Raw genomic sequence first — 22,141 nt, forward strand, 5'->3', positions numbered from 1 at the left:
GTCCACTGCGGTGCCCTAGGGTCAGGTGCAGATCAGCGGAACCCGCCGACCTGCCTCTCGACCGGAACGGTGCCCTCCACGACGACGTCGCCGGTGTGCGCGGTAGTGACGGTTTCGATCAGAACGATCTCGACCTCCTCGTCCGCGATCGGGTTGTGCTGCACCCCGCGGGGAACGACGTAGAACTGGCCCGGCGTGAGCACAACCTCCTCATTATCGGGCAGCTGGATGCGTAGCCGGCCGGAGACGACGAGGAACATCTCGTCCTCGGCGTCGTGGGCGTGCCAGACCAGCTCACCGAGCAGCTTCGCGACCTTCACGTACTGATCGTTCACGCGCCCAATGACCCGTGGGGTTCAATGGGCGTGGACCTGCCGCAACTCAGCGGCGACATCGATTCCGTGGAGAGAAGTCATTGGCCCATGATCTGCCCAAGACACGCATACGACGAACCGACCCGCCGGTGATAGGAGCGCCACGTCATCAACTTTCGAGATCGGACTGTCCCGCAAGGGATCGTTGACCGGACCCGTCACCGGCTCGCGTGACAGGTAGTTCAGACGGTTCTTTCCACCTTGGAACTGACGCAGCGAGCCGCGAATGCTTTTTGTCAGACCGGCATGGCTGAATTGGGAGCATGAGCTACCTCTACACGAAGAATGGCCGGCCCCTACGATTGCAGGGAGATCGGCTTTACTCCCGCTCGGGCATCTACCTGGGCAAGGGTCTATGATCCGAGCGGTCACTATGCGGGGACGATCGTCCGCGACAGGGTCGTCTATAGGAGTACGCATAGCGCGAGGTTCGATTAGCGCCAGCCGGCCCGGTATGGCCGCTGCGAACAGGGCTCAGTGCGAGATCTGGGGGGGGGAGGAACCTCGTTTCCCGGATTAAAGCGAAATGGTCAGGGTTCGGTACGGCGATCAACATATCTACGAAGACGACGTTCGGGTGGTGGCGACCCCTAACCAGTGGATCGCATTTGAAACGTCGTTTTCGTTGTGCCGACGGCATAAACGAATGCTTTCCTGTTTCAGAACTGTGATTGTCGTCCCATGAGAATTCTTGTACTGGGTGGAACAGCCTGGCTCGGTTTCACCGTCGCAAAGGTCGCGCTGGCCATGGGCCACGAGGTTACGTGTGTGGCTCGCGGGGATAGCGTACCGCCAGGCGTCCGTCTCGTTCGTGCGGATCGTGAAGACGACCATGCCCTGCAGGAACTAGCCAAGGGTCGGTGGCAGGCGGTAATCGATGTGGCCCGCCAGCCAGTATTTGTGCGACGGTCTGTCCGGGATCTTGAGAAGGCCGCTGACCGATACATTTTCGTGTCTACGGGAAATGTCTACGCATCCCAAAAGGAGGTAGGCGCGGACGAAGATTCCCTCCGCTTGCCTCCCCTCCAAGCCGACAGGATAGCCACACCTGATGACTATGGGCCCGCCAAAGTGGCTTGCGAGAATGAAGTGCTAGCAGCATTTGGCTCGAACCGTAGTGTAATTGCCCGGGTGGGACTGATTGGTGGTCCCGGCGATCCGACAGGGCGCACAACCTACTGGGTCCGCAGATTCGCCAGCCCTTCGAACGAGCCCGGCGCCGTCCTCGTACCGGACACACCGGAGCTGCCCACGGCGATGATCGACGTCCGCGACCTTGCCGCATGGCTGGTACGTTTGGCAGTAAATCGCACCAGCGGCATCTTTAACGCCGTCGGCACTCCTCTGCCGTTCCACGAACACACGAAAATCACCCGTTCTGTTGCCGGGCACCAAGGGCCGGTCGTCGCAGCCCCGGAACAATGGCTCATGCAACAAGGCGTGAATGAATGGTCAGGCGAAGGGTCGTTGCCCTTCTGGCTCGTCGATCCCGAGTGGCATGGCATGAATGCGAGATCAAACAAGCGGGCAATCGACGCCGGACTTGAACTGCGTCCGCTACAGGACACGCTTAGCGACATTCTGCTTGAAGAACCGCCCCTGGGCTCTGACGAGACTCCCCGGTCGGGACTGACAAATACGAAAGAAACCCAGTTGCTGAACTCCCTGACCAAAGCAGGACTAGTCCGCTAAAGCAGCAGCTCCCACGTTCGGCTATTTCCTGAACCGCCCCTTTGGCGGCTGCCAGCACGCATCGTTAGGGGCGACTGACGAACGGTGGCGGTAGTGGCCGGGAATGGATCCCTTACCGGGCATCGAGAGGGGAGTCGACTTGGTGCTAGAAGCAGTATGTTCGGCGGCTGAGGTTTCGTTGTCTGTCTTCGACGCAAGATGATCGAGTCCTGAGTGCCCGGCTCGTGGGGCATTAGGTCAAACCACAGTCAGGCTTCTCGCCACGGTACGGTATCAAGCATTCCGAGAACCCGGAGTGGATCGTTGACGAGTGCAGCCAGACCCATCAACTTCGACGGGAATGCAGCTGGCTCTGCAGCCAGGTCCTTTTCATCAAAGTACCGATGGAACCTGTCGCGAAGCCCGAACGGCAGCCCGTCAGCGACTTCATCTTCCAGTTTGGACGCCTCAATAGAAAGCGCTGAGGGCCTGTGCCGCTGCATGCGTTCAAACTTGGTTTTCGGCTCAGGGGCCGGCAGGGACGCCGCCTTTAGCAATCTCGCCGCTGCGGCACTTACCCACGGATGTGCTCGATCGACTGCCAAGGGAATGGGGATACCCTTTACGGCCTGGATCGCATCTGGTGTGACCGCGAGAGAAACGCTTGACGGGTCCTCGTGGGTGTTTACGTAGCGGAACGTGTTGACGTCAGGGGCGCATACGTTGGCTAACTGCACGTCGCCGACCCAGTCCGTGGGTTCCTTGTGCACGCCGGGTTCAATGGCAGCGTTGGGGCTGAGGCGCACCCGATACAGGTAAAACTGCTCGTCGGCGCTGTCTTGATCTTTCATCCGCCTAAGCATGTTCTCGATTGCCGCCTCGTACGTTCCGAGGTGCAGTGCCTTGGTCTTCTGACCTCGAGCCCAGCGCTCCAGTGCTAGCCCATCGGTGCCGATGTTTTGGAATCTCTGCTTGGTCTCATCCGTCAGACGAGCCGTAGGGTCGAAGGTGCGGTCCGGCCAGTTTGCGTGCGTTGACGAGTGGTACCAATAGACGTCACGCACTTTTGAGTCATCATGCGAGGAGTCGTCTTGCACGACCCAGAAGTCGGGCCGATCCTCAACCTGGCAGTCGGTGCGACATTCCGGACAGGCTTCCTTTGCTTGGTGAAAGCGGTCCAACCACTCGTCGTCCGTTTGCCACTCATACTGACAAGTGCCGCAGCGCATCCCGCGGGGGCGCTCAAAATTCACTGCTCGCTCAATCACGATTCACAGTCTCACACGAAGGACTGACAAACCCCCTGCGATGGCTGCCTCAAGCTGTAGAGGCGCCGCGCGTCCCGTGAGCCGGTCCCCCTTCGCGGTCCCTGATACCGAGTGCTGCCACGGACGAGCCGCCGCGGGCCTGATCCGGTAAATTCGCGTATACCCGGTCCGCCAAAATGCCCTATGAAGGTTGGCTAAGCGCCACAGTTCGGCCTATGAACGCCCTAATGATCGGCTACGCCCTTGTCTCGTCTAACGAACAGGACCTCACTGCCCAGCAGAACCAGCAATCCACCCTCGGTGTACCGCAGGATCACATCTACACCGACCACGGGCTCAGCGGCACAAACCGGGGGACCGGCCCGACCTGCGCCAGGCACTGGCCGTTGTCCGCGACGGCGACACGCTGGTTCTCACCAAACTCGATCGTCTCACCCGCTCTCTGCCCGACGCCCGCGACATCATCGAAGAACTCCCCAAGGAAAACGTGAAGCTCTAGCATCGGCGGATCCATCCACGATCCCTCGGACCCGGTGGGCCGGTTGCGCTTCAACGTCACGGCCATGGTTGCCGAATTCGATTCGGACCACATTCGGGCCCGGGCCCGCGAGGGCATGCAGGTCGCCAAGGCCAAGGGCAGGGTCCGCGGCAAGCAGCCCAAACTGTCCAAGCTCCAGGAAGCCCACCTCGTCTCCCTATATAAGGCAGGACAGCACACGACGGCGGAGATCGCCGAGATCTTCAAGGTTGCCCGAAGTACGGTGTACCGGGTCGTGCAGGTCACCCCTCCAAGCAGCAGCTGCTAGCTCGCCCACCAGCGATCCTGCACCCCTCCCCCGCCCGCATGACTAGGCTGGGGGGATGGCAACAGTAATCCTCGTGCGGCACGGCCGCACCACCGCCAACGCCTCCGGGCTGCTGGCCGGCCACACCCCCGGCGTCGAACTTGACTCTGTGGGCCGCGACCAGGCGGCCGCCACCGGAGACCGGCTTGCCGTCGTCCCCCTGGTGGGCGTGGTGTCCAGCCCGCTGGAGCGCTGCCAGCAGACCGCGCAGTTCATCCTGGACCGCCAGGCCGGCACCCCGCACACCCCGGTCGAGGACGGTTTGACCGAGTGCGACTACGGCGCCTGGCAGAACCGTACGCTGGAGGAGCTGGCGAAGGAGGAACTCTGGAAGACGGTGCAGTCCCAGCCCTCCGCCGTCACCTTCCCCGGCGGCGAGTCCATGGCCGCGATGCAGGCCCGCTCGGTAGCCGCGATCCGGCGGCACGACACCGCGTTCGAGGCCGAGCACGGGCCGGGAGCGGTGTGGGCGGCGGTGAGCCACGGCGACATCATCAAGTCGGTCCTCGCCGACGCGCTGGGCATGCACCTGGATATGTTCCAGCGCCTCCACGTGGGTCCGGCATCCGTATCGATCGTGCACTACGGCACCGGGCGGCCCACCGTCCTGGCCTCCAACACCGACGGCGGGGACTTGTCCTGGCTGGCGGCGCACGCTCCGGCCGAGGATGCGCCGGTGGGCGGTGGCGCAGGACATACGGCGCCTCCGGCCCAAGGAGCCTAGAGTAGTTCCATGCCTACAACCGTTCATGAGTTCGACTGGCCGGACCGCGTTGTCGTCGGCACCGTCGGCGTCCCGGGCCAGCGCACGTTCTACCTGCAGGTGCGCACCGGGAAGCAGATTGTCAGTATCGCCCTGGAGAAGCTGCAGTCGGCCCAGCTTGCCGAGAAGATCGACGAGATCCTCGACCAGCTGATGTCCGCCGGGGGCAACCCCTTCCACGTCCCCGCCAGCACGCCCCTCGAGCTGGTGGACAATGATGATCTCGAGGCGGTGGAGGAACAGTTCCGCGCCGGCGTGATGAGCCTGGGCTGGGATCCGACGACGGCGCAGGTCGTCATCGAGGCCTACCCGCTTGAGGACGTGGACGAGGACGACGACGGCTTCCTCGAGGACGACGAAGACGCCGATCCTTCCGAGCTGCTGCGCGTGCGGATGCCGGTGGGCACCGCCCGCGCCTTCGCCAAGCGCACCCGCGAGGTGGTGGGCGCCGGCCGGCCGATCTGCGTAATCTGCGGGCAGCCGATCGACCCTGACGGGCACACCTGCACCTTCCCCGAGTCCTGATGCCGGTCCCGGACCTGGTCACCGACGAGCTGACGCTCACCGGCCGCCTCACGACGGCGTCGAACGCCACCTTCCTGGGCAGCATCGGCGATGCCGCGGTGGTCTACAAACCGATTACCGGCGAGCAGCCGCTCTGGGACTTTCCCGACGGCTGCCTCGCCCACCGCGAAGTCGCCGCCTACCTCGTCTCGGAGGTCCTCGGCTGGAACATTGTGCCGCGCACCTGGCTACGGGACGGACAGTTCGGTGAGGGCATGGTCCAGCTCTGGCAGGAGACCGACCCGGCGCAGGCCCCGGTAGACCTGGTGCCCGCCGATGACCTGCCGGACAGCGGCTGGAAAGAGGTGCTGCAGGGCTCCGACGACGCCGGGCGGATCGTCTCGCTCATCCACGAGGACACTGCGGCGCTGCGGCGGATGGCGGTGTTCGACATCCTGGTCAACAACGCCGACCGCAAGGGCGACCACGTCCTGGCCATGCCCGGCGGGCACCGGTACGGCGTCGACCACGGCCTGACGTTCCACGAGGAACACAAGCTGCGCACCGTACTGTGGGGCTGGATCGGCGAGGAGCTGAGCGCCGAGGAACTCGAGGGCATTGACCGGGTGCTGGAGGGATTGCAGGGTGAGCTGGGCTCGCAGCTGGCGGGCCTGCTGACCGCTGAGGAGATTGCGGCGTTTGCCGCCCGTTGCGCCCGGCTGCGCGCGGCCGGTGAGTTTCCGGCTCCGAGCGGGAACATGCCGGCGGTTCCCTGGCCGTTGTTCTAGCTTCGCCTAGGCCCGCCGGGCTGCCCGTGCCCGTGCCTTGATCGCCAGGATGACGTCGGTTTTCGCGTCGGCGTAGTCATTCATGTCGTCCCACTGGCCGCTGAGCAGTGCTCTCTTGGTGGCCTCGTACAGGGCACGGTCCTCCGCGTTTGCCCGCAGGTGGTCGCGCAGGAGGAGGTATTCCTCCACAGCAGGATCGCCTTGCCCGTACAGGTGCACGTGCACGTCACGGGCCGGTGTGCGCACCAGGCGATGTCCCGGTTCACGCACCCGCAGTTCATATCCGGCGGCGAGGAGCGGATCGAGGTAGTCCTCTTCGGCGGTGATGTCCGCTACGGCAACCACAATGTCGATGATCGGCTTTGCGGCCAAGCCGGGAACCGACGTCGAGCCGATGTGCTCGATCTGCGCGCTGGCCGGCGCCAGGGCGGCCTCGATCCGGCGGCGGTGCGCCAGATACAGGTCCGGCCACCCGGCGTCGTAGTTGTACAGGCTTACCTCGACCCGCTCGGGACCGCCGATCAGCTCCAGAGTCGTCACGTCCGGGCGCCGCGGTTTTCGGTTTTTCACCGCCCCACCGGCTTTCGCATTTGCGCGGAAACGGTCTCGTAGCCAAGGGACTCGTACAGGTGACGGGCCACAGTGTTGTAGCCAAACACATTCAGGCCAAGCGTCGCAGCGCCCTGTTCGGCAGCGGCCGTCTCCGCCAGTTGCATTGCGGCACGGCCGTAGCCCTTGCCCCGGTGGCCCTCATGAATCTCGATATCCGAAACCCACCACGCGTCTGCCCTGTCTTCTGTTTGGGAGATCCAGAGGTACCCGACGATCGTGGACTTTCCGTTGTTTTCGTGAGCGACGACGTCGTACACGAGGTGGCCGGGCGCGATCTTTCCGTCCGGGAAAGACGCCGCCATCGACACCCGCGCTTTGTGCGCCGCTACTTCCGCGGCTTCACCTGACTCAATGCGCGATTGCTCGTAGTTCCGGCGGGTTTCCTCGAGCCAGGCGGGGAGTCTTTCGGCCGGCATCATACGCAGTTCAAGAGTCATCCGAACACTCTAGAGGGTGGGTCCGCCGAACGGGGCCCACGGCGAGACGGGTACGACGACGTCGGGAACCGGATTGGCGAGATGCCACACCAGACCGCTCCGGGCAGATCGGGCCGGGCGGCCACGTATTGATCCTCCTGCAAACTGCACCCATACTCAGGCCCAGGCACCTGGGTTATATGCGGCCAACGTCATTTGGAGAGGAACGATATGTCCGGTCCGGCATTGGCCAGTTCAGCGATGAGATTCGGCATGCGGTTGGGTCTGGCTGCCATCACCCTGCTTGTGCTGGGTCCGTTCATCAACCGGAACTTCGGCCTCGGCGACAGCAGCAACTTCCTTCAGCTCCCCGAAATGTGGGAATCGGCGCCTGTGGCCGTGCTGGTGTCGCTGGCCTACCTGACGGTGCTGGCGTCCTGCGTGCTGCTCTCCATCGCACTGGTGACAGCGTCCCTGGTGATCCGCCATGCGGAAAACCGCGCGGACACCATGCCGACAGGGGGCACTTCCTCCGGCGCATGGTGAGTCCGGCACCTTTGCGCCGCTCGATTCACTGTCCGTGAGGACGGATAGACGCGTTATTGCGGCGGCCAACAAGGAGCCACAGAAGCGAACCGACCACCGGGAAAACCAGCACCACAAGCACCCATACCGCGCGGGCCGGGCCGGTGACGCGGCGCGAGCGTGCAATGTCGATGAGAACCAGCACAAAGAGGACCAAGGCGAGCACCCCCACTCCGATCACGGTGAACTCCCAATGAGTGGGAATGACCGGATTTGCTCCCTCGTCCGCGGTCCATGCCAGCATCGCAACCCCCTTGTTTGTGCGCCCCACGTACGCGCGGCCTGCACCCACCCTAGGCGGTCACCTCCGACGGTGCGCCCGCAGCGGTGCGTTCGGGCTGGTACCGGCGGCCGACGTCGGACGCTCCTTAACAGCGTTCGCTCAGCGCTGCTGCGGGGCGGGGTAGTGATCGCGGAGGTAGTCGCGCACCGACGTCGGCCTGCGCCCCAAAAGTTTGTCCAGATCACCGCTCGGGTGGTCCCATTCGCCCGAGTTGATCCCGCGCACCCAGGCGAGCAGGAAGTCCGCCACGGCTTCCGGCAGGCCGGCGGCGAGCATCTGCGCGACGTACTGCTCTTCCGTGACGGTCGAATAGGCGACCTCGGTCCCGTGCAGGTCCGACAGGATCGCGGCGATGTCGGCGAAGGAGACCGCGGGGGTGCCGTGAAGTGCGTAGCTCCGGTTCTCGTGCCCGGGCTCGGTGAGGAGAACCGCCTGCGCTTCAGCGAGGTCGTCATAGGTGGCTGCCCCGACTTTGCCGGTGCCGGCAGGAACCGTGACGCCGGACTCGACCGCGCTGGCGCCGATATAGTTCGGCAGGCTCTCGGTGAACGGCGGGTGGGCCGCGATCGTGTAATCCAGGCCGGATTCCCGGAGCACCTGCAGGGTGAACAGGTCGGGAGCAGTGACTTCCGGGATCGAGCTGTCGGAGCCCTCGGGCCGGATCATCGGCGTGTAGAGGATGTGCCGGACCCCGGCCTCCTTCGCGGCGGTGATGACGTTGTAGTGCTGGGTGCTGCGGTCGGTAAACGCCGGGGAGGGCACAAGCAGCACCTTTTCGACGCCGGTGAACGCACGGACCAGCGCCGCGGAGTCGAAGTAGTCGCCCTGGCGGATCTCGATGCCCTGCGCCGCGAGGTCCGCGGCCCGGGCCTGGTCCCGGACCAACCCGACGAGTTCGCTGGCCGGACGGCGATCCAACAGTTTTAGCAGGGTCTTTCGGCCGGTGTTTCCCGTGGCGCCCGTGACGAGGATTTTGCTCATGGTGTTTCCATTTCGATTGTTCTGACTGGTTCCTGCTGGTGATTCCACCGGGGTGATCCGGTCAGTCCTGCTTGCGCAGTGCGGACAGGTACGAGGCTATTGATGACGAACGTCATCTGTGGAAAGATGTCATACGTCATCAATAAATGTCAAAGGCCGGGTGCTCCATCTGGCAGTCCCGGAGAGATCCGGCGGGAAGGAACGCGTTATGCCACGCATCTCGCAGGAACAGAAGGACCGGAACCGCGGGAAGATCGTCACGGCTGCCGGCGAGCGCTTCCGGGCGCGCGGCATCGACGCAGTCGGCATTGACGAGCTGATGAGTTCGGCCGGCATGACCCACGGCGGTTTCTATAACCACTTCGCGTCAAAAGAGGACCTCGCCCTTGAAGTCCTGCATCAGGGTTTCACCGACTCGCTGGGCGAAGTCGACCGCATGGTGTCAGAGAACGAGGACTCCCCCGCGGCGGCCCTGAACGCCATCGTCAACAGTTATCTGACGACCTTCCACCGCGACCACCCCGAAGCTGGCTGCGCATCCGCCGCCCTGGTCTTGGACGCGGCCCGGCACGGCGAAAAGGCGCAAAGGGAGTACGGCCGCGGCCTGGACGGCTACCTCAGCGCCATTACGGATCTGCTCCTGTCCGCTGCGGAGCAGTCCGGGGATGCGCTGGAGCCCGAGCACGCCCGGGAAGCGGCCATCGCATTATTCAGCCAGATGGTGGGAGCCCTCGTCATCTCCCGCGCCGTGGCAGCAGCCGATCCCAAATTGTCGGACGAGGTCATCGCTTCAAACCGGCAGGCACTCCTGCGGCGGCAGGCCGACTGACCTCCGGCTGCCCGTTAATGTCGACTGGCTCATCTCGCGCTCAGGGGCGGACGCCTGCTTCCTGGTCGTCAGTGCGCTTGCGGCGGGCGGGATCGGTCACGCGATGCATCACCGCAGCGGTGGCGCGGCGGCTCACCATCCGGGCGGCGGCCGCGCTGACCCGGTTCAGAGGGCCGTCGATCACGCTCGGGCCCGGGTTGCGCCGGGCCAGGTGAGCGAGGGCAGTGGCGATGACGTCGTCGGGCGTGCGCATCCGGGCACCCGCGGTGGCGTCGTCGGTGCCGACGACGGCGTTGAACTCCGTGCTGGTAGCGCCGGGTGAGAGGGCGAACACGCTGACGCCCGTACCGCGGGTCTCGGCCCACAGGGACTCGGTGAAGCTCAGCACGAAGGCTTTGGCTGCTCCGTAGACGGCCATCCGCGGGGTGGGCGTGTACGCGGCCATGCTGGCGACGTTGATCAGGAAACCGCTGCCAGCCTTCACCATGCCGGGCAGGAACGCGGCACTGATCTGGACCGGCGCGCTGATGTCGACGGCGATTTCCTGCGCCAGCCGGTCGGGATCCTCCTCGACGAAGTCCCCGAACGTGCCGAAGCCGGCGTTGTTGATGACCCCCGTGACCTGCAGCCCCGCCGCGGCAACCGCTGCCGAAAGCTCGGCGCCCGCCGACGGCGACCCCAGGTCCTGGGTGATCGCGGTGACGGTTACGCCGTGAGCCTTCGTCAGCTCAGCGGCGAGGGCGTCGAGGCGGTCCCGGCGTCGGGCCACCAGCACGAGGTTGGCTCCGCGGGCCGCCAATGCGCGGGCAAAGGCCGCACCGATGCCTGATGACGCTCCGGTGATGAGGATGGTGTGGTTCGGAAAGTCCAGTACCGGCATGGGGAGCTCCAATGTTCCCGGGGTGGGTGGCGCATTGCTGCGACCGTATGCCTTGCTGGCACTGAGTGTCAATAAGTCATTGAGGTACGCTGAACCCGTGACCGAAGAATCGACGCTGTGGCAGCGATCGCGCCAGGCGGCGTATGCCGAGATTACGAGCACCGCCATGCGGCTGTTCCTGGACCAGGGCTTCGAGCAGACCACGATCGATCAGATCGCGACGACGGCGGGTATCTCGCGGCGCTCGTTCTTTCGGTATTTCGGCACCAAGGAAGACGTTGTGCTGGGCGGCCTGGCGCACCAGGGCGAACTGATGCGGGACGCGCTGGAAAGTGTTCCCCTGACGGTGGAGCCGTGGGAGGCACTGCGGCAGGCGCTGCACGCGGTGGATGCTCTCGCCGTCGAACCCGGCGTCACGTTGAAGATCGCGAAGATGATGTACGGCACGCCGTCGCTGCGGGCGCGCAGCATCGAGAAGCACCTGCACTGGCAGTCGCTGCTGGTGCCCAACATCCGCCGGCGTCTCGGGCTCGCCGACGACGACGCGTCAGACCCGGCACCCGCTGCCATTGTCGCGAGTGCGATTACCTGCCTGGACGTGGCCGGCGAACTGTGGGTTCATGGAGGCGGCTCGGAAGATCTGGACGCGCTCTACGACCGTGCGGTGGCGGCGGTGCGTTCCGGGTCATGATTGCCGTCTAGCGCAGGTACATTTCCTGCATGACAACTGATCTCTGGTTAGGGCTGCTTGCTGCTGTTGTGCTGGGCGGGGCCATGGTCGCGCTCTACGTGCCGATCATTCGGGGCGGAACGATCAAGAACGCTTCGCTGACCAGAAAGCAATGGACTATCTTCACCGCACTCGTGGCTGCTGCGGCCTTGCTGGTAGTCATTGCGCTGATCACTTAGTTTGAAATCGATGAAGGGTCGAAGCGCGCAGTCGAGGTGGGCCCCAGCCATGGTCTACGACCAATCACTCCGCGCGCACTGCGGCTCGGTCCACCTAGCGTTCGCATCAGGAACTCGAATGCTGCTGGGACGCGTAGTTACCTCACAAAGACAGGTATCCATACGCTAGAGACAGGCCGTACTCCCCGGGCCTACCGTGCACTCACCGGAGCAATCAGCCTCCGCGTCAGTCTCGGATTTCTCGGGGATCATCATGTCAATAGCGCTATCCCGCCGTGGGGAGTCAACATCTCTTGGAGACGTAGGGGCCGCCTGTGCTGTGGGAACGGGAGCATTCGTTGCTGGAGGGCTCGTGGGTAAAGGTATTGGCAAGGTGACAGGAGCGACACAGCCGTGATCTGGTGGTATCTAATCCCTGCTGCACTCTTGTGCCTCGCGGCACTATCGCTCGCAGTTCTTCCCTCCCATAGGGGAGGTACACCATCGCAACGACGTAAATATTATGCGGCTTCCTTGGTTTGCACTCTCATAGGAGCAGCCCTCCTCCTAGCGACGGTGAGCTGGTGATGCTTCTCCACTAGAACTACCGACGAAGGGCCGGGGTGCGTTCAAGGTGCACCCCGGCCCTTCATTGATAACGCGACAGCGCCACGGGTCTCATGCATTCTCCTGCCACGCTAGCTGCAGGCGGACTACGGCCCGAACCCTGACCATGTGACCGTCCGCGCCGTGCTGATCGTCGGGTGCTTCAGCTCCGTCTAACCGGCTCCTGCTAGCCCAGTAGCGTGGGCAGCCGGCGGCTGGGATTCTTACGCTCGTTACGTGCCCGCAATGAGACCCTGCCCGAAGCGTTCACGTCAGAGCAGCTGGCGCGCGTTGGCCTTTGCCAGGTCGATGAGTTCGCGGCCGTTGCCGGCAATCACCGTGCGCAACGCGTAGACCGCAAAGCCGGTGGCCTGCTTCGCGTCGATCTTCGGCGGGATGGAGAGTTCCTGACGCTCCACCGCGACGGAGACCAGTGCGGGGCCGTCGTATTCGAACGCCCGGCGCAGGGCACCCTCCAGGTCCTCCGGCCGGCTGACGCTTTCGCCGTGCATCCCCACCGCCTGCGCCACCTTGCCGAAGTCCGGGTTCTGCAGCCCGGTGCCGAAGTTGACGATGCCCGCCGCCTTCATCTCCACCTCCACGAAGCTGAGCGCGGCGTTGTCGAACACCACGATCTTGATCGGCAGATTGTGCTGCACCGCCGTCAGCAGCTCGCCGAGCATCATCGCCAGGCCGCCGTCGCCAGCGAGGATTACCACCTGCCGGTTCCGGTCCACCGCCTGCGCGCCCAGGCCGAGCGGGGTCGCCGCGGCCATGGTGCCGTGCCAGAAGGAGCCGATCAACCGCCGTCGCTCACTGATGTGCAGGTGCCGGGACGCCCAGATGACCGGGGTGCCGACGTCGGGCAGGAAGACCGCGTCGTCGGCGGCGAGTTCGTCGATCAAGTGGGCCAGGTGCTGCGGGTGGATGGCGCCCGGGCCCTGCTTCTCCAGGTCGTCGAGCTGCTTGCGGGTGCGGCGGTAGTGGTCCAGCGACTTCGCGAGGTGGGCGCGGTTGGACTTGCGTTCGAGCAGCGGCAGCAGTGCCTCGGCCGTCTCGCGCACCCCGCCGACCAGGCCCTGGGTGAGCGGCACGCGGCGGCCGAGCTGCTCGCCGCGGATGTCGACCTGCAGGATCTTCGCGTGCTTCGGGTAGAACTGCTGGTACGGGAAGTCGGTGCCGAGCATCAGCAGCGCGTCGCAGTCCTCCATCGCCCGGTAGCCGGACGCGAAGCCCAGGAGCCCGGTCATGCCGACGTCGAACGGGTTGTCGTGTTCGATGAATTCCTTGCCGCGGAGGGCATGCACGATCGGTGCGCCAAGTGCGTCGGCGAGGGCGAGGACCTCCTCGCGTGCCCCCTCGACGCCGGCGCCCGCCAGAATCGTGACCTTCCCGCAGAAGTTCAGGGTGGCGGCTGCCTCCTGCAGCTCCGCCGGGGAGGGCACGGTGACGGGATCGGTGCGGCGGACGGTGAAGACGCGCTCGTCGACGGCGTCTTCCAGTGCGGTGTCGCCGGCCATCACGAGCACGGCGACGCCCCGCTTCTCGATGGCCGTGCGCATGGCGATCTCCAGCAGCCGCGGCATCTGCTCCGGGCTCAGCACCATCTCGCAGAAGACCGTGCAGTCTCGGAACAGTTCGGTGGGCCGGGTTTCCTGGAAGTACTGGCTGCCGATCTCGTCGCTCGGGATGTGCGAGGCGATCGCGAGCACGGGGACCCGGCTTCGGTGCGCGTCGTAGAGCCCGTTGATCAGGTGCATGTTGCCGGGGCCGCAGCTGCCTGCGCATACCGCGAGCTCGCCCGTGAGCGCCGCTTCCCCGGCGGCAGCGAACGCGGCCTCCTCCTCATGCCGGGTGAGCATCCACTCGATGCCCTTCTCCCGGCGGATGGCCTCGGTCACCGCGTTCAGGGAGTCGCCGGGAACTCCCCAGATCCGCTGGATCCCATTGGCGGCGAGGTTGTGGACGACGGTCCCGGCGATCGTGGGCATGCTGCTCCTCCGTTCGGCGCGCTCAGACGGCCCCGTCAGTCTAGGCGGCGGGATCGGGCGGGGCTAGAGGGGTGGGGCGGGTCCGGGTTGGCTTCACGTTCCCACGAGCATCCCCCTACGCTCGTGGACAATGACGACCTCGAGTCGGTTCAAATCGGTTCAACGCCGGGGGTGATCACGAACGGGAGGCGGAGGGATGATCCTAAGTCAGCTTCCTCCATCGATCGATCCAAGAGTAGTTTCGATCTCCGCCCGTCTGTTCAAGAGGTGTTTGTACAAGAACTCGCGTGCTGGCCGATCGGCTCTTTGCCTGGAAAGGGCAGCCCGAAATTGCCGCCATGGCATCCGATAGAGCGGCTGCGACGGTGATGCCGTTCCCCTCTTCGCCGCCCCTCACCTGCGCCCTGAGTAGATTCGAGGCCCGATCAAAGAGTCTGGTCCAGAGCAAGAGTTCGTTTTGCATCTCGTCGGTCCCCAGCTCTGCACGCCAACGCGCTACCGCCACCCTTAGAGTCCGCAACTGTTCCGCAGCCAGGACATCTGACTGAAAGCGCTTGTTGGACGACAGCTTCTTCCGCGAGCTCACGCTATCGCCCGTGAGCAGATGGAGGGGTAGCAACGAAATGCGGACCAGGCACTAAGCGAGCAGCGAGATCTACTGCTGCGCCAAATACCAGAGCAACGGAGCATCGCGGATAGGCATAGATATCTGAGCAGCGCAGACAGGCATCGCTGGCTAGAGAACAGCAAGCTATAGCCGAAGTCCTCATTGCCACGGAGGACTTTATGGCCGTCGAGCAGGAACACGATCGTTACCAAGGACGCCACACCGCCCTGATCGCGGACTGAAGTCTCCGCCCGAAAAGCAAAACTAGCCGGAAGGAACTACAACATACACAAAGCCTCGTCCCCCTCGTGAACTCCCCTCATATGAAGTCCCACGCCACCGTGGCGGCTGGAAGACAGAGAGGGCTTCGACCATTAGATGGAGGCATTCAACGGCTTCTGAAGGGCAGCAGTCAGATTAGGGATCTACTCACGCTCTTTGCAAATGCACTTAGCGCAATCGGCGAAGCGATACGAAGCAAGGAAACCATGCGGTTGCCAGACCTAGTTCCGAACTAGGAATTCGAACAGAGTTACGGCCACACGTTTCTGGCAGCCCGAGGACAGCAATCGGCTCATAGCCAAAACAGCTAGGGCAGGTGAAAGCTCACAACCACCAGCGTTTTCGCATCGCGAGCCATTGTCTGTTTCCGTCGCCAGCAACAGCCTGAGGTCTCATCACGACCCGTTCCTCGGTGCGCGCTTACCGAGCAACGAGCTATGCTTTCCGCCGTCTGGCTGGGTACAACTGGTATCTGCGTGCCGGTAGGGCACCCATCACACAGTTGACTGTGGCAAGCTACACGATGTGGCTGACAAACATACTTCCGGTCTAGTGCTCACGTCCTTCCGACCGGGTCAAGTGGAACTACCTCCAGATACCCCAACGGAAATGGATGACCTCGTAGCCGATGAATCCGTAAATTGGCAGCACAGGAGCTCCATCGCGGCTGACGCTGCAAATCTCATGATGCCGAGTCCAATTCGCCGAACTTACACCCTTGACGGTGTACCGCACGAAATCCCTCGAAATCCCCCACTAGCACCCAAAGACCCAAATCGTGTCCTTGAGGTTCACGGGCTAATGGGAGCCATCGGAGAACAGATAGGCCTGGCCCTCACCGGGGACCTCGACTCGCGGCGGCTTATGGCTGAGGCACGTAAAGCGCCCCAAGACGAACTAATATACAGACTACGTATCAGAGCGATGGCGGAGATGTCCGCCTACTTCACCCTCGGGGCAGCTCATTCTTTGGCAAATCTGACGCTCCGGTTCCTGCTTCTGTATCCCGACATAGCACAGCAGATTGATCCCACAGGAAACAAGTATCCGGTGGGTGATGACGGTCGAAAAGCATGGGGAACTCTCAATAGTCTGTCCCGGATCTTTGAAAACCAAATCAAAGCGGCTGGCAAAGGGCCGCTTGGAAACCTGCTTACCGCAGTTATCGGCCTCCAGTCATCCCCGGATTTCAAGTCCTTAGACGAGCGACGGGGCATGGACTTCCATCGCCGACGCCCCCAGTCCGTTAAACATACGGCCCCGACGGCGGGTATTTATTCGAGCGAAGACGGGGTCACTACTCTTCGCATGCCAGCCCCAATGCAGCAACCTGAAGCCGACCCCACCGCTGTTCACGCACTTGCCCAAGCAGGATTATTCAGAGTTAGCGAGACAATGCAAGTTGTTCGGACAAATCTGGGACCGGCCCTTCGAGAGCAGGGCTATACGTACATCTGGTGACTTCATTCGGGCAGGCACTGTCTACGGTGCAGGTGATGAGATGCAACCTGATGATTCTTGGCGTGTGCCCCGCAAAGGTCAGCACTTACCTGGTGTCCGAGGTGCTCGGCCGGAACAGCACCGTGTACCTGGTGGCTACGGGACAGTCAGCCAGGTGACGGAAGGGTCCAGCTCCACAGGGAAACGGCTAGAAGCAGATTGCAGCGGAACTGGGGCCGCCACGCGAAAAGACCTCGAGGCTCAGGAAGAGACGAGGTGGATCGTTGCCCTCAATCATGAAGACGCTCCGGTACTCGGTGAGCGGCCGTGCTGGCGTGTCGGCCGGCCGCAAGGGTGACCACAACCTCCCAGTCAGGCGGACACACGGCACGCTTCCACTGCAGCGAGCACAAGCCGCGCACAATTTGTGACTGCGAGGTGTTTAGAGCCAAAAGTCGCGGGCGTAAACCATATCCCTGCAGGATTTCAGGTACGAGCTGTGCCGGCGCCGGTATAGCTGCATGGGCTGAGAAGTTCGCTTCGCCTGCCGCACCTTAAGTACGGTTCCGCCCCGCCGGGAGGTTTCCGCTGTGAGCGACGGGATGTTTGCGGTGCCGTGGCCGCTGCTCTCGTGTCATGGCGGCTCTTGGATGACCATCGCAGCGAATCTGTTGCCGGGCTATGAGAGCATGACGACACCGTGGGACGATCGGTAATGAAATTGCATTGCCACTCGATGTGATTCGTCGACGTCCAATACCCAGAAACAGATGAACGAACCACCGTTCGTCATAGGCACAACGGGTCAGCGTCAAGGCGAGGTCGAACCAACCAGACTTAAACCAAGAGATGTCAGTCCCAAGGGCTTTCTTCTACTGTGTGCTTACGAGAGATGCGTATAACTGAGCTGGAACGGCTTCGAGGGCCTTTTCAAGCGCTGCTTCGAGTAGCACCGCTATAGGAGAGCGATCTATGTCGATAATTCGTGTCCAGCTCACCGGTTCATACCGCGTCACCATTGACAGGCCATAAAGAAGTACCCACCACGCAAGAAGCGGATCAAGGCTCCTCGCGCCATCTATATGGGCAGGCATTAGCACAACGTCATTGCGTAATCTCCGTAATCGCAGGCGTCCGCAGGAGGTGAATAACGCCTCATCCGTCCTCGTGCCATCCTCGCGTTCATTGTATGAGCCTCCGCCAAAACGCACGAGCTCAGCCCCAACGAGATCGGGATACATGCGGCGCAGTATCTCGGCGTCGTTATGTGCTTCGGCAGCAGTGATCTGAACCGTGAAAGCGTTAGGGTCGAGCACCCCCCCTACTTTCGTGTAGGGCTTGTGCGTCCATCTAAGCTCGGGGTACCGCCCCACCGGGTAGTCCAGACAAAGCTCTGGAATCATGTGCCAAAGTGAGCCAAAGCTAATCGGCGAAGCAAGAGTGTCGGAATCTAAGAGGGTCGCAAGCCGACCGTATGAACTCTGTGCACCGCTCGTCCCACGAATTTTAATATCCCAGAAGGTACTCGCTTGAACTCCCTTGAGATTAACTAACTTGAGCCCATGGCCGCTAACTTCAGGCGAGTTCCCGGGCCCATCTGGAGTAAGTGCCGCCGATATAGCTCGGCCGGCTTGTGAAATTCCATAGTAGAGATTGAGAGCGCGGGACTCTACACCTACATGAGCGGCTGCATCAAACTGCTGCTGGGCTTGCTCGAGGGAGCTGGTAAATAACTCATGGCGCCCAGCGGGCATTGGGCTAGGAGGAGTCGCCCTCAGCTTTCGAATCCGCCGCCAGGATTCATCGGCAGAGTCACTTTCGAGTTCAAAAAAACGCTTCGGCATCCTCCCAGTATGACCGATCCAGACCAGCCGCCAGTAAGGTCCCACATCCACCTTGACGGACTGGCCTTCTCTACCTTAGAGCTCACTCTGACTCAACCACGGGACGGGGTTCCATATCTTTATCGACTTCAGGCTCCTCCTCAACCTTATCCCGTTCAGTAAATACCTTTGTCACTTCATCGAGAGAATCGGTGTCGATTTCAACCATCAATGGCAAGGCATTGAGTGCCAACTCATTGAGGTAGAACAACGAGTTCGATTGTCCATGCGCCGTCGAAGTTTCCATGTTGCAGTGAATCAAACGGGCGGAGGCGCCAACCGAAATAGCAGCTGACGTGACGAACGCCGCTTCCCCTAAGTCGCTTGTGACGCCTTCTAGTTGATCGGCATCCGTTATCCCTTCCTTCTCAGACGATTCGTAATTAATACGTGCGTTTGCACCAGCCACCGACAGAGATCTAATAAGCACTCCCGCACCTGTAGCCCGATGCACGACTGACTCCACCGACAGCGCTGCAGGCTTTCCAGGAACCGTTAGAGATCCCACCCGATCACCAGAGAAGAACAGGAAGTCGTCCTCATTAACTTTGAAACCCAAATTCCTATTTGCGAGCAGCCAACGGTACCCGTCTGCCAGCTCAATATCCACAACCTGGTCCCGTCCGGAAACACGACAGTTCTTGGCCCTCAGGCTACTCGCCACCGACGACATAAACCGTTGGAGGTTTGCAGACGCGCCCTCATAGCCGGTTGCAATAAGGCCAGGTAAATCAATACTGGGAGCGATTCGCGACCAAAACTTTTCATCCTCAATCTCTTCCATGTTAAGCAAGAATGAGAGCGCTGATTGGGTCAGGTTCGGTGTTGCTGCCACCGGGACGGGAAAGCTATCGCTCGTCCCACCTGAAGCGATCCAGATAGCTTGAAGGAAACTCGTAATCGAGTTTGTGCGCGGCGTGTCCAACACATCTTGAGCAATGCTCACGGCCTGCTCAATGTCCTGAGGATCAGCTTCGCTCGCCCTTTCGAACCCGGTAGATATAGCCTCGACCACATCCAAGGCCCGCTTCTCCCGAACTAGCCCGTTCCCGCCTTGAAAAACCGCCTTCGATATAAGCGATGAATACGAACTGACGCCCTCGCTGTCAGCGAAGCTCGTAAGGCTGTCATACGGCGCGACGAGAACATTCCGCTGCGACGATACCGATTGAAGCTCTCGTACCGGAACGGGGTCATCCAACTGCCCCTCACCGGCTGGCTCCAATTGGGAGCTAGAAATTGGAACCAACATCGCTCTGTCTGTTTCGAGCAATCGAATGTCTTCCAGAAGATACCTTGGATTGCTATTGGTCCTTAGATATATATGCCTCGATTCGCTTTCATGAGGCCATGATAAAATCATGTCTGGAGAGAAGGTATTATTAAAGTATTCAGTGGTCTGAATTTGGACTGTCTTATCCGCGTCTGAGAACTGCTGTGCAACTGCATTTTTGATCGACGAGATTGAAGCGTCTGAGTGCCATTTGTTCGTTTCCGACATTACGGTTCCCTCATTAGTTGAAGCCGCATTAGCTCGGCTCGATCTTCCTTGGAAATGACGAGACTTTCTTGTTTCTCATGCAGAACAATTACCCAGATTGAATCGCGAACTGCGCGAACGACGTCCTCGTCAATGCGAGCAAGGGCCTCATCATCAGTATCCACACCAAAGACTCGGTGCTTATTTGCCAGAATAGCCTCACGAATTTTATGCTCAGAATATAACTGGTTCCAATCTCCAACCCGAAACGGTGACCAGGTTATCCAGAGAAAGTGCTCGATCCACCGCGAATGCTTATCGATAGTGCAATATGTTTGGGCCAGAAATTTATCAAAGTGCGTCCCTTGATCCCTGGGAAGGTCATAATTTTTGCATTCAGCGGCGAACGATTGATGGTGGTAAGGAGCTCCGCGAAAGGTTCCTCCCAGATCATAAGAATAAGCCTTTTGATTACCGGGCCACGTGAAAGCAAGCCTTTTGGGGCCAGCGTCATCCGTATTGGCGTAGCTGGTACTTACCCGCGTCGTTGCCTCTAGCCACAACTTAGCGCGCCTTGTACCTTCATCGCCTTTTATCTGTTGCTCCTCACCGGGGGTGGGAATCTGCTCAACTGGCATGCCACATGCTAACCCGTTTAGCAGTTCTTATATGACAGGACACGCGTCGGTACCGTCGGTCCCGTTGCACTGTATCCCAAGGCGCGACTCCTCCTAGCTTGGTATTGCGAACTTTCGTGTGAATGAAATCCCGTGGCACACCCGCCTGCAAGGACCTTAAAGGTAAGAGCGTCGCAATGGCCGGACTCTTTTGTGCGGTCCCAATCACTGCGGAGATAAACACGGCATACCTGGCACCCGCTCCTGACCCACCCCGCTCCCCCACCCGGCTAAAATCGAGGAGGCCCGTTTCACCCCACCGCACGGGCGGAAAGCGCAGAATGTCCTTCATCGAGAACGCCGTTGCCCGCTGGGCCGAACTGCAGCGGCTCCAAGCGGCCCCCGGCTGGAAACTGACCAACGCCAACGCCTGGGTGCTGGCCCTCTTCCGCGAAGCCTTCACCCGCACCCGCCCGCGGGTCCCGCTGGACGACTTCCACGCCATGACGGACAGCTTCCTGACCTGCCTCCGGATGGACGGCATGCAGCTGCGCGAAGACTGGACCGGCCGGAACTACGCCGATGACTGGGTGGCCCGCCGCTTCCTCGCCCGGCCCCGCGCGGACGGGAAGTTCGTCTACGAACTCACCGAATCCTCCGCCCGCTTCCTCTCCTACCTGGACGGCTTCAGCAGCGACAAAACCTCACTGAACTCCTCCCGCCTGGCCACCCTGCTGGACCGGGTGGAAAACCTCGCCCAGGAATCCAACCCGGACCCGGCCGCACGCATCGCCGTGCTTAAGGAAGAGGTCGCCCGCCGCGAGGAAATGATCCGCGCCCTGGAAACCGGAGAGGCTCCCCCGCCGCTGCCGGAGGACACCGCCGTCGAAGCCGCCCGCGACATTCTGGATCTGGCCGCCGCCCTGCCGGCCGACTTCAAACGCATGCGTGACGGCCTGGAAAAGATGCTGCACAACCTGCGCCAGGAAATGGTGGAATCCAACGCCGCCAAGGGCCTGACCATGGGCGAAATCCTCGAAGCGGACAAAAAGCTGCGCAGCACTGCCGAAGGCCGCACCTATGAGGGCTTCACCGCCTTCCTGAACGACGCCGACCAGCAGGCCCGATTCCGCGCCGCCATCGCCGAGGTCCTCGAACGGGACTTCGCGGACAACCTGACCCCGGAGGACCGGCAGAGCCTGTACCGGCTGATCAGCGACATGCGGGACCAGGCCACCGAAATCCACCGGATCTACGGCCGTCTCTCCGAATCCATGCACACCTACGTGCAGAGCGACGAGTACCGCGAATCGGTGCAGCTGCGCCAGCTCATCCGCGCCGCCGAGGCCGCCATCCACAAGGCCCCGCGCGGACGCCGCCGCGCCGCCGTCGTGCCCGCGCCGCAGCTGTACGGCTCGGGCTTCGAGTCCCTGAGCATGGTCCGGGTCTACAACCCCGAAGACCACGCCGCCCCGCGCACCCTGCCCGAACCGCCGCAGTTCACCGAGGCGGACATCCACCGCTCGGCCCGCACCCCGCGCGCGGACC

At 62.1% G+C, this 22,141-nt stretch carries 22 protein-coding genes and 1 pseudogene; 12 read left to right on the forward strand and 11 right to left on the reverse strand.

The window, feature by feature from the left end:
- Positions 1-32: 32 nt before the first annotated feature.
- Positions 33-335, reverse strand: coding sequence for a cupin domain-containing protein (locus AC5RUF_RS02270; protein ID WP_494129566.1), 303 nt, complete (start codon positions 333-335; stop codon positions 33-35).
- A 720-nt stretch (positions 336-1,055) separates the two neighbouring features.
- Here AC5RUF_RS02270 and AC5RUF_RS02275 point away from each other — a divergent pair.
- On the forward strand, positions 1,056-2,066 hold the full coding sequence (locus tag AC5RUF_RS02275) for an NAD-dependent epimerase/dehydratase family protein (RefSeq protein WP_494129567.1): 1,011 nt from the start codon (positions 1,056-1,058) through the stop codon (positions 2,064-2,066).
- Positions 2,067-2,314: 248 nt separating this feature from the next.
- Here the strand turns inward: AC5RUF_RS02275 and AC5RUF_RS02280 are convergent, their stop codons facing one another.
- Positions 2,315-3,313: a hypothetical protein gene (locus AC5RUF_RS02280; protein ID WP_494129568.1), complete on the reverse strand. Its 999-nt coding sequence runs from the start codon at positions 3,311-3,313 to the stop codon at positions 2,315-2,317.
- A gap of 215 nt (positions 3,314-3,528) precedes the next feature.
- On the opposite strand from AC5RUF_RS02280, the pseudogene AC5RUF_RS02285 reads away from it, so the two are divergent.
- The 4 genes and pseudogenes from AC5RUF_RS02285 to AC5RUF_RS02300 all read left to right on the forward strand — a co-directional run bounded on the left by AC5RUF_RS02285 (position 3,529) and on the right by AC5RUF_RS02300 (position 6,213).
- Positions 3,529-4,119: pseudogene (locus AC5RUF_RS02285) on the forward strand (recombinase family protein).
- Between the two features lie 55 nt (positions 4,120-4,174).
- Complete coding sequence (locus AC5RUF_RS02290; RefSeq protein ID WP_494129569.1) at positions 4,175-4,882, forward strand: histidine phosphatase family protein; 708 nt, start codon at positions 4,175-4,177, stop codon at positions 4,880-4,882.
- 9 nt (positions 4,883-4,891) lie between these two features.
- Entirely contained in the window at positions 4,892-5,446 is a 555-nt protein-coding gene (locus AC5RUF_RS02295) for a DUF3090 family protein (protein WP_494129570.1), read from the forward strand.
- Entirely contained in the window at positions 5,446-6,213 is a 768-nt protein-coding gene (locus AC5RUF_RS02300; protein WP_494129571.1) for an SCO1664 family protein, read from the forward strand. Before AC5RUF_RS02295 ends, AC5RUF_RS02300 begins: the two co-directional genes overlap by 1 nt.
- 6 nt (positions 6,214-6,219) lie before the next feature.
- Here AC5RUF_RS02300 and AC5RUF_RS02305 read toward each other — a convergent pair whose 3' ends face one another.
- Positions 6,220-6,753: a GrpB family protein gene (locus AC5RUF_RS02305; RefSeq protein ID WP_494129572.1), complete on the reverse strand. Its 534-nt coding sequence runs from the start codon at positions 6,751-6,753 to the stop codon at positions 6,220-6,222.
- Between the two features lie 26 nt (positions 6,754-6,779).
- Positions 6,780-7,262, reverse strand: coding sequence for a GNAT family N-acetyltransferase (locus tag AC5RUF_RS02310; RefSeq protein ID WP_494129573.1), 483 nt, complete (start codon positions 7,260-7,262; stop codon positions 6,780-6,782).
- Between the two features lie 240 nt (positions 7,263-7,502).
- Here AC5RUF_RS02310 and AC5RUF_RS02315 point away from each other — a divergent pair, with 240 nt between their 5' ends.
- Complete coding sequence (locus AC5RUF_RS02315; protein ID WP_494129574.1) at positions 7,503-7,787, forward strand: hypothetical protein; 285 nt, start codon at positions 7,503-7,505, stop codon at positions 7,785-7,787.
- A gap of 25 nt (positions 7,788-7,812) precedes the next feature.
- On the opposite strand, the gene AC5RUF_RS02320 is transcribed toward AC5RUF_RS02315, so the two are convergent.
- Positions 7,813-8,070, reverse strand: coding sequence for a PLDc N-terminal domain-containing protein (locus tag AC5RUF_RS02320; RefSeq protein WP_494129575.1), 258 nt, complete (start codon positions 8,068-8,070; stop codon positions 7,813-7,815).
- A 138-nt stretch (positions 8,071-8,208) separates the two neighbouring features.
- Positions 8,209-9,090 carry an SDR family oxidoreductase gene (locus AC5RUF_RS02325; protein WP_494129576.1) on the reverse strand — a complete coding sequence of 294 codons (882 nt, stop codon included), beginning with the start codon at positions 9,088-9,090 and terminating at the stop codon, positions 8,209-8,211.
- A 208-nt stretch (positions 9,091-9,298) separates the two neighbouring features.
- Here AC5RUF_RS02325 and AC5RUF_RS02330 point away from each other — a divergent pair, with 208 nt between their 5' ends.
- Positions 9,299-9,919: a TetR/AcrR family transcriptional regulator gene (locus tag AC5RUF_RS02330; RefSeq protein ID WP_494129577.1), complete on the forward strand. Its 621-nt coding sequence runs from the start codon at positions 9,299-9,301 to the stop codon at positions 9,917-9,919.
- 40 nt (positions 9,920-9,959) lie between these two features.
- Here AC5RUF_RS02330 and AC5RUF_RS02335 read toward each other — a convergent pair whose 3' ends face one another.
- Complete coding sequence (locus AC5RUF_RS02335) at positions 9,960-10,799, reverse strand: SDR family NAD(P)-dependent oxidoreductase (RefSeq protein WP_494129578.1); 840 nt, start codon at positions 10,797-10,799, stop codon at positions 9,960-9,962.
- 97 nt (positions 10,800-10,896) lie between these two features.
- On the opposite strand from AC5RUF_RS02335, the gene AC5RUF_RS02340 reads away from it, so the two are divergent.
- Positions 10,897-11,490, forward strand: a complete 594-nt coding sequence (locus AC5RUF_RS02340) for a TetR/AcrR family transcriptional regulator (RefSeq protein WP_494129579.1) — start codon at positions 10,897-10,899, stop codon at positions 11,488-11,490.
- 29 nt (positions 11,491-11,519) lie between these two features.
- Positions 11,520-11,708, forward strand: a complete 189-nt coding sequence (locus AC5RUF_RS02345) for a hypothetical protein (protein ID WP_494129580.1) — start codon at positions 11,520-11,522, stop codon at positions 11,706-11,708.
- Between the two features lie 857 nt (positions 11,709-12,565).
- Here AC5RUF_RS02345 and poxB read toward each other — a convergent pair.
- A complete protein-coding gene (poxB, locus tag AC5RUF_RS02350; RefSeq protein ID WP_494129581.1) occupies positions 12,566-14,284 on the reverse strand; it encodes a ubiquinone-dependent pyruvate dehydrogenase in 1,719 nt (572 codons plus the stop codon).
- Positions 14,285-16,097: 1,813 nt separating this feature from the next.
- Between poxB and AC5RUF_RS02355 the strand changes: the two genes are divergently transcribed.
- Together AC5RUF_RS02355 and AC5RUF_RS02360 are read left to right on the forward strand one after the other, a co-directional pair.
- A complete protein-coding gene (locus AC5RUF_RS02355) occupies positions 16,098-16,634 on the forward strand; it encodes a hypothetical protein (RefSeq protein ID WP_494129582.1) in 537 nt (178 codons plus the stop codon).
- A 35-nt stretch (positions 16,635-16,669) separates the two neighbouring features.
- Positions 16,670-16,792, forward strand: a complete 123-nt coding sequence (locus AC5RUF_RS02360) for a hypothetical protein (RefSeq protein WP_494129583.1) — start codon at positions 16,670-16,672, stop codon at positions 16,790-16,792.
- 693 nt (positions 16,793-17,485) lie between these two features.
- Here AC5RUF_RS02360 and AC5RUF_RS02365 read toward each other — a convergent pair.
- From AC5RUF_RS02365 to AC5RUF_RS02375, 3 genes are all read right to left on the reverse strand, one after another.
- Positions 17,486-18,457 (reverse strand): YaaC family protein, encoded by a 972-nt coding sequence (locus AC5RUF_RS02365; protein WP_494129584.1) that lies wholly within the window; start codon positions 18,455-18,457, stop codon positions 17,486-17,488.
- 82 nt (positions 18,458-18,539) lie between these two features.
- Complete coding sequence (locus tag AC5RUF_RS02370; RefSeq protein ID WP_494129585.1) at positions 18,540-19,997, reverse strand: LYR motif-containing protein; 1,458 nt, start codon at positions 19,995-19,997, stop codon at positions 18,540-18,542.
- Complete coding sequence (locus tag AC5RUF_RS02375) at positions 19,997-20,614, reverse strand: hypothetical protein (RefSeq protein WP_494129586.1); 618 nt, start codon at positions 20,612-20,614, stop codon at positions 19,997-19,999. Before AC5RUF_RS02375 ends, AC5RUF_RS02370 begins: the two co-directional genes overlap by 1 nt.
- A 320-nt stretch (positions 20,615-20,934) precedes the next feature.
- Here AC5RUF_RS02375 and AC5RUF_RS02380 point away from each other — a divergent pair.
- Positions 20,935-22,141: DUF3375 family protein (locus AC5RUF_RS02380; RefSeq protein WP_494129587.1), on the forward strand; the 1,207-nt coding region annotated here is incomplete at its 3' end.

The organism is Arthrobacter sp. Y3224198 (genome assembly GCF_059090025.1).

Coding starts and splice junctions, on each gene's coding strand:
- AC5RUF_RS02275 (WP_494129567.1), top strand. CDS start 1,056: ATGAGAATTCTTGTACTGGGTGGAACAGCCTGGCTCGGTTTCACCGTC.
- AC5RUF_RS02290 (WP_494129569.1), top strand. CDS start 4,175: ATGGCAACAGTAATCCTCGTGCGGCACGGCCGCACCACCGCCAACGCC.
- AC5RUF_RS02295 (WP_494129570.1), top strand. CDS start 4,892: ATGCCTACAACCGTTCATGAGTTCGACTGGCCGGACCGCGTTGTCGTC.
- AC5RUF_RS02300 (WP_494129571.1), top strand. CDS start 5,446: ATGCCGGTCCCGGACCTGGTCACCGACGAGCTGACGCTCACCGGCCGC.
- AC5RUF_RS02310 (WP_494129573.1), bottom strand. CDS start 7,262: ATGACTCTTGAACTGCGTATGATGCCGGCCGAAAGACTCCCCGCCTGG.
- AC5RUF_RS02315 (WP_494129574.1), top strand. CDS start 7,503: ATGAGATTCGGCATGCGGTTGGGTCTGGCTGCCATCACCCTGCTTGTG.
- AC5RUF_RS02320 (WP_494129575.1), bottom strand. CDS start 8,070: ATGCTGGCATGGACCGCGGACGAGGGAGCAAATCCGGTCATTCCCACT.
- AC5RUF_RS02325 (WP_494129576.1), bottom strand. CDS start 9,090: ATGAGCAAAATCCTCGTCACGGGCGCCACGGGAAACACCGGCCGAAAG.
- AC5RUF_RS02330 (WP_494129577.1), top strand. CDS start 9,299: ATGCCACGCATCTCGCAGGAACAGAAGGACCGGAACCGCGGGAAGATC.
- AC5RUF_RS02335 (WP_494129578.1), bottom strand. CDS start 10,799: ATGCCGGTACTGGACTTTCCGAACCACACCATCCTCATCACCGGAGCG.
- AC5RUF_RS02345 (WP_494129580.1), top strand. CDS start 11,520: ATGACAACTGATCTCTGGTTAGGGCTGCTTGCTGCTGTTGTGCTGGGC.
- poxB (WP_494129581.1), bottom strand. CDS start 14,284: ATGCCCACGATCGCCGGGACCGTCGTCCACAACCTCGCCGCCAATGGG.
- AC5RUF_RS02355 (WP_494129582.1), top strand. CDS start 16,098: ATGGCGGAGATGTCCGCCTACTTCACCCTCGGGGCAGCTCATTCTTTG.
- AC5RUF_RS02360 (WP_494129583.1), top strand. CDS start 16,670: ATGAGATGCAACCTGATGATTCTTGGCGTGTGCCCCGCAAAGGTCAGC.
- AC5RUF_RS02365 (WP_494129584.1), bottom strand. CDS start 18,457: ATGCCGAAGCGTTTTTTTGAACTCGAAAGTGACTCTGCCGATGAATCC.
- AC5RUF_RS02370 (WP_494129585.1), bottom strand. CDS start 19,997: ATGTCGGAAACGAACAAATGGCACTCAGACGCTTCAATCTCGTCGATC.
- AC5RUF_RS02375 (WP_494129586.1), bottom strand. CDS start 20,614: ATGCCAGTTGAGCAGATTCCCACCCCCGGTGAGGAGCAACAGATAAAA.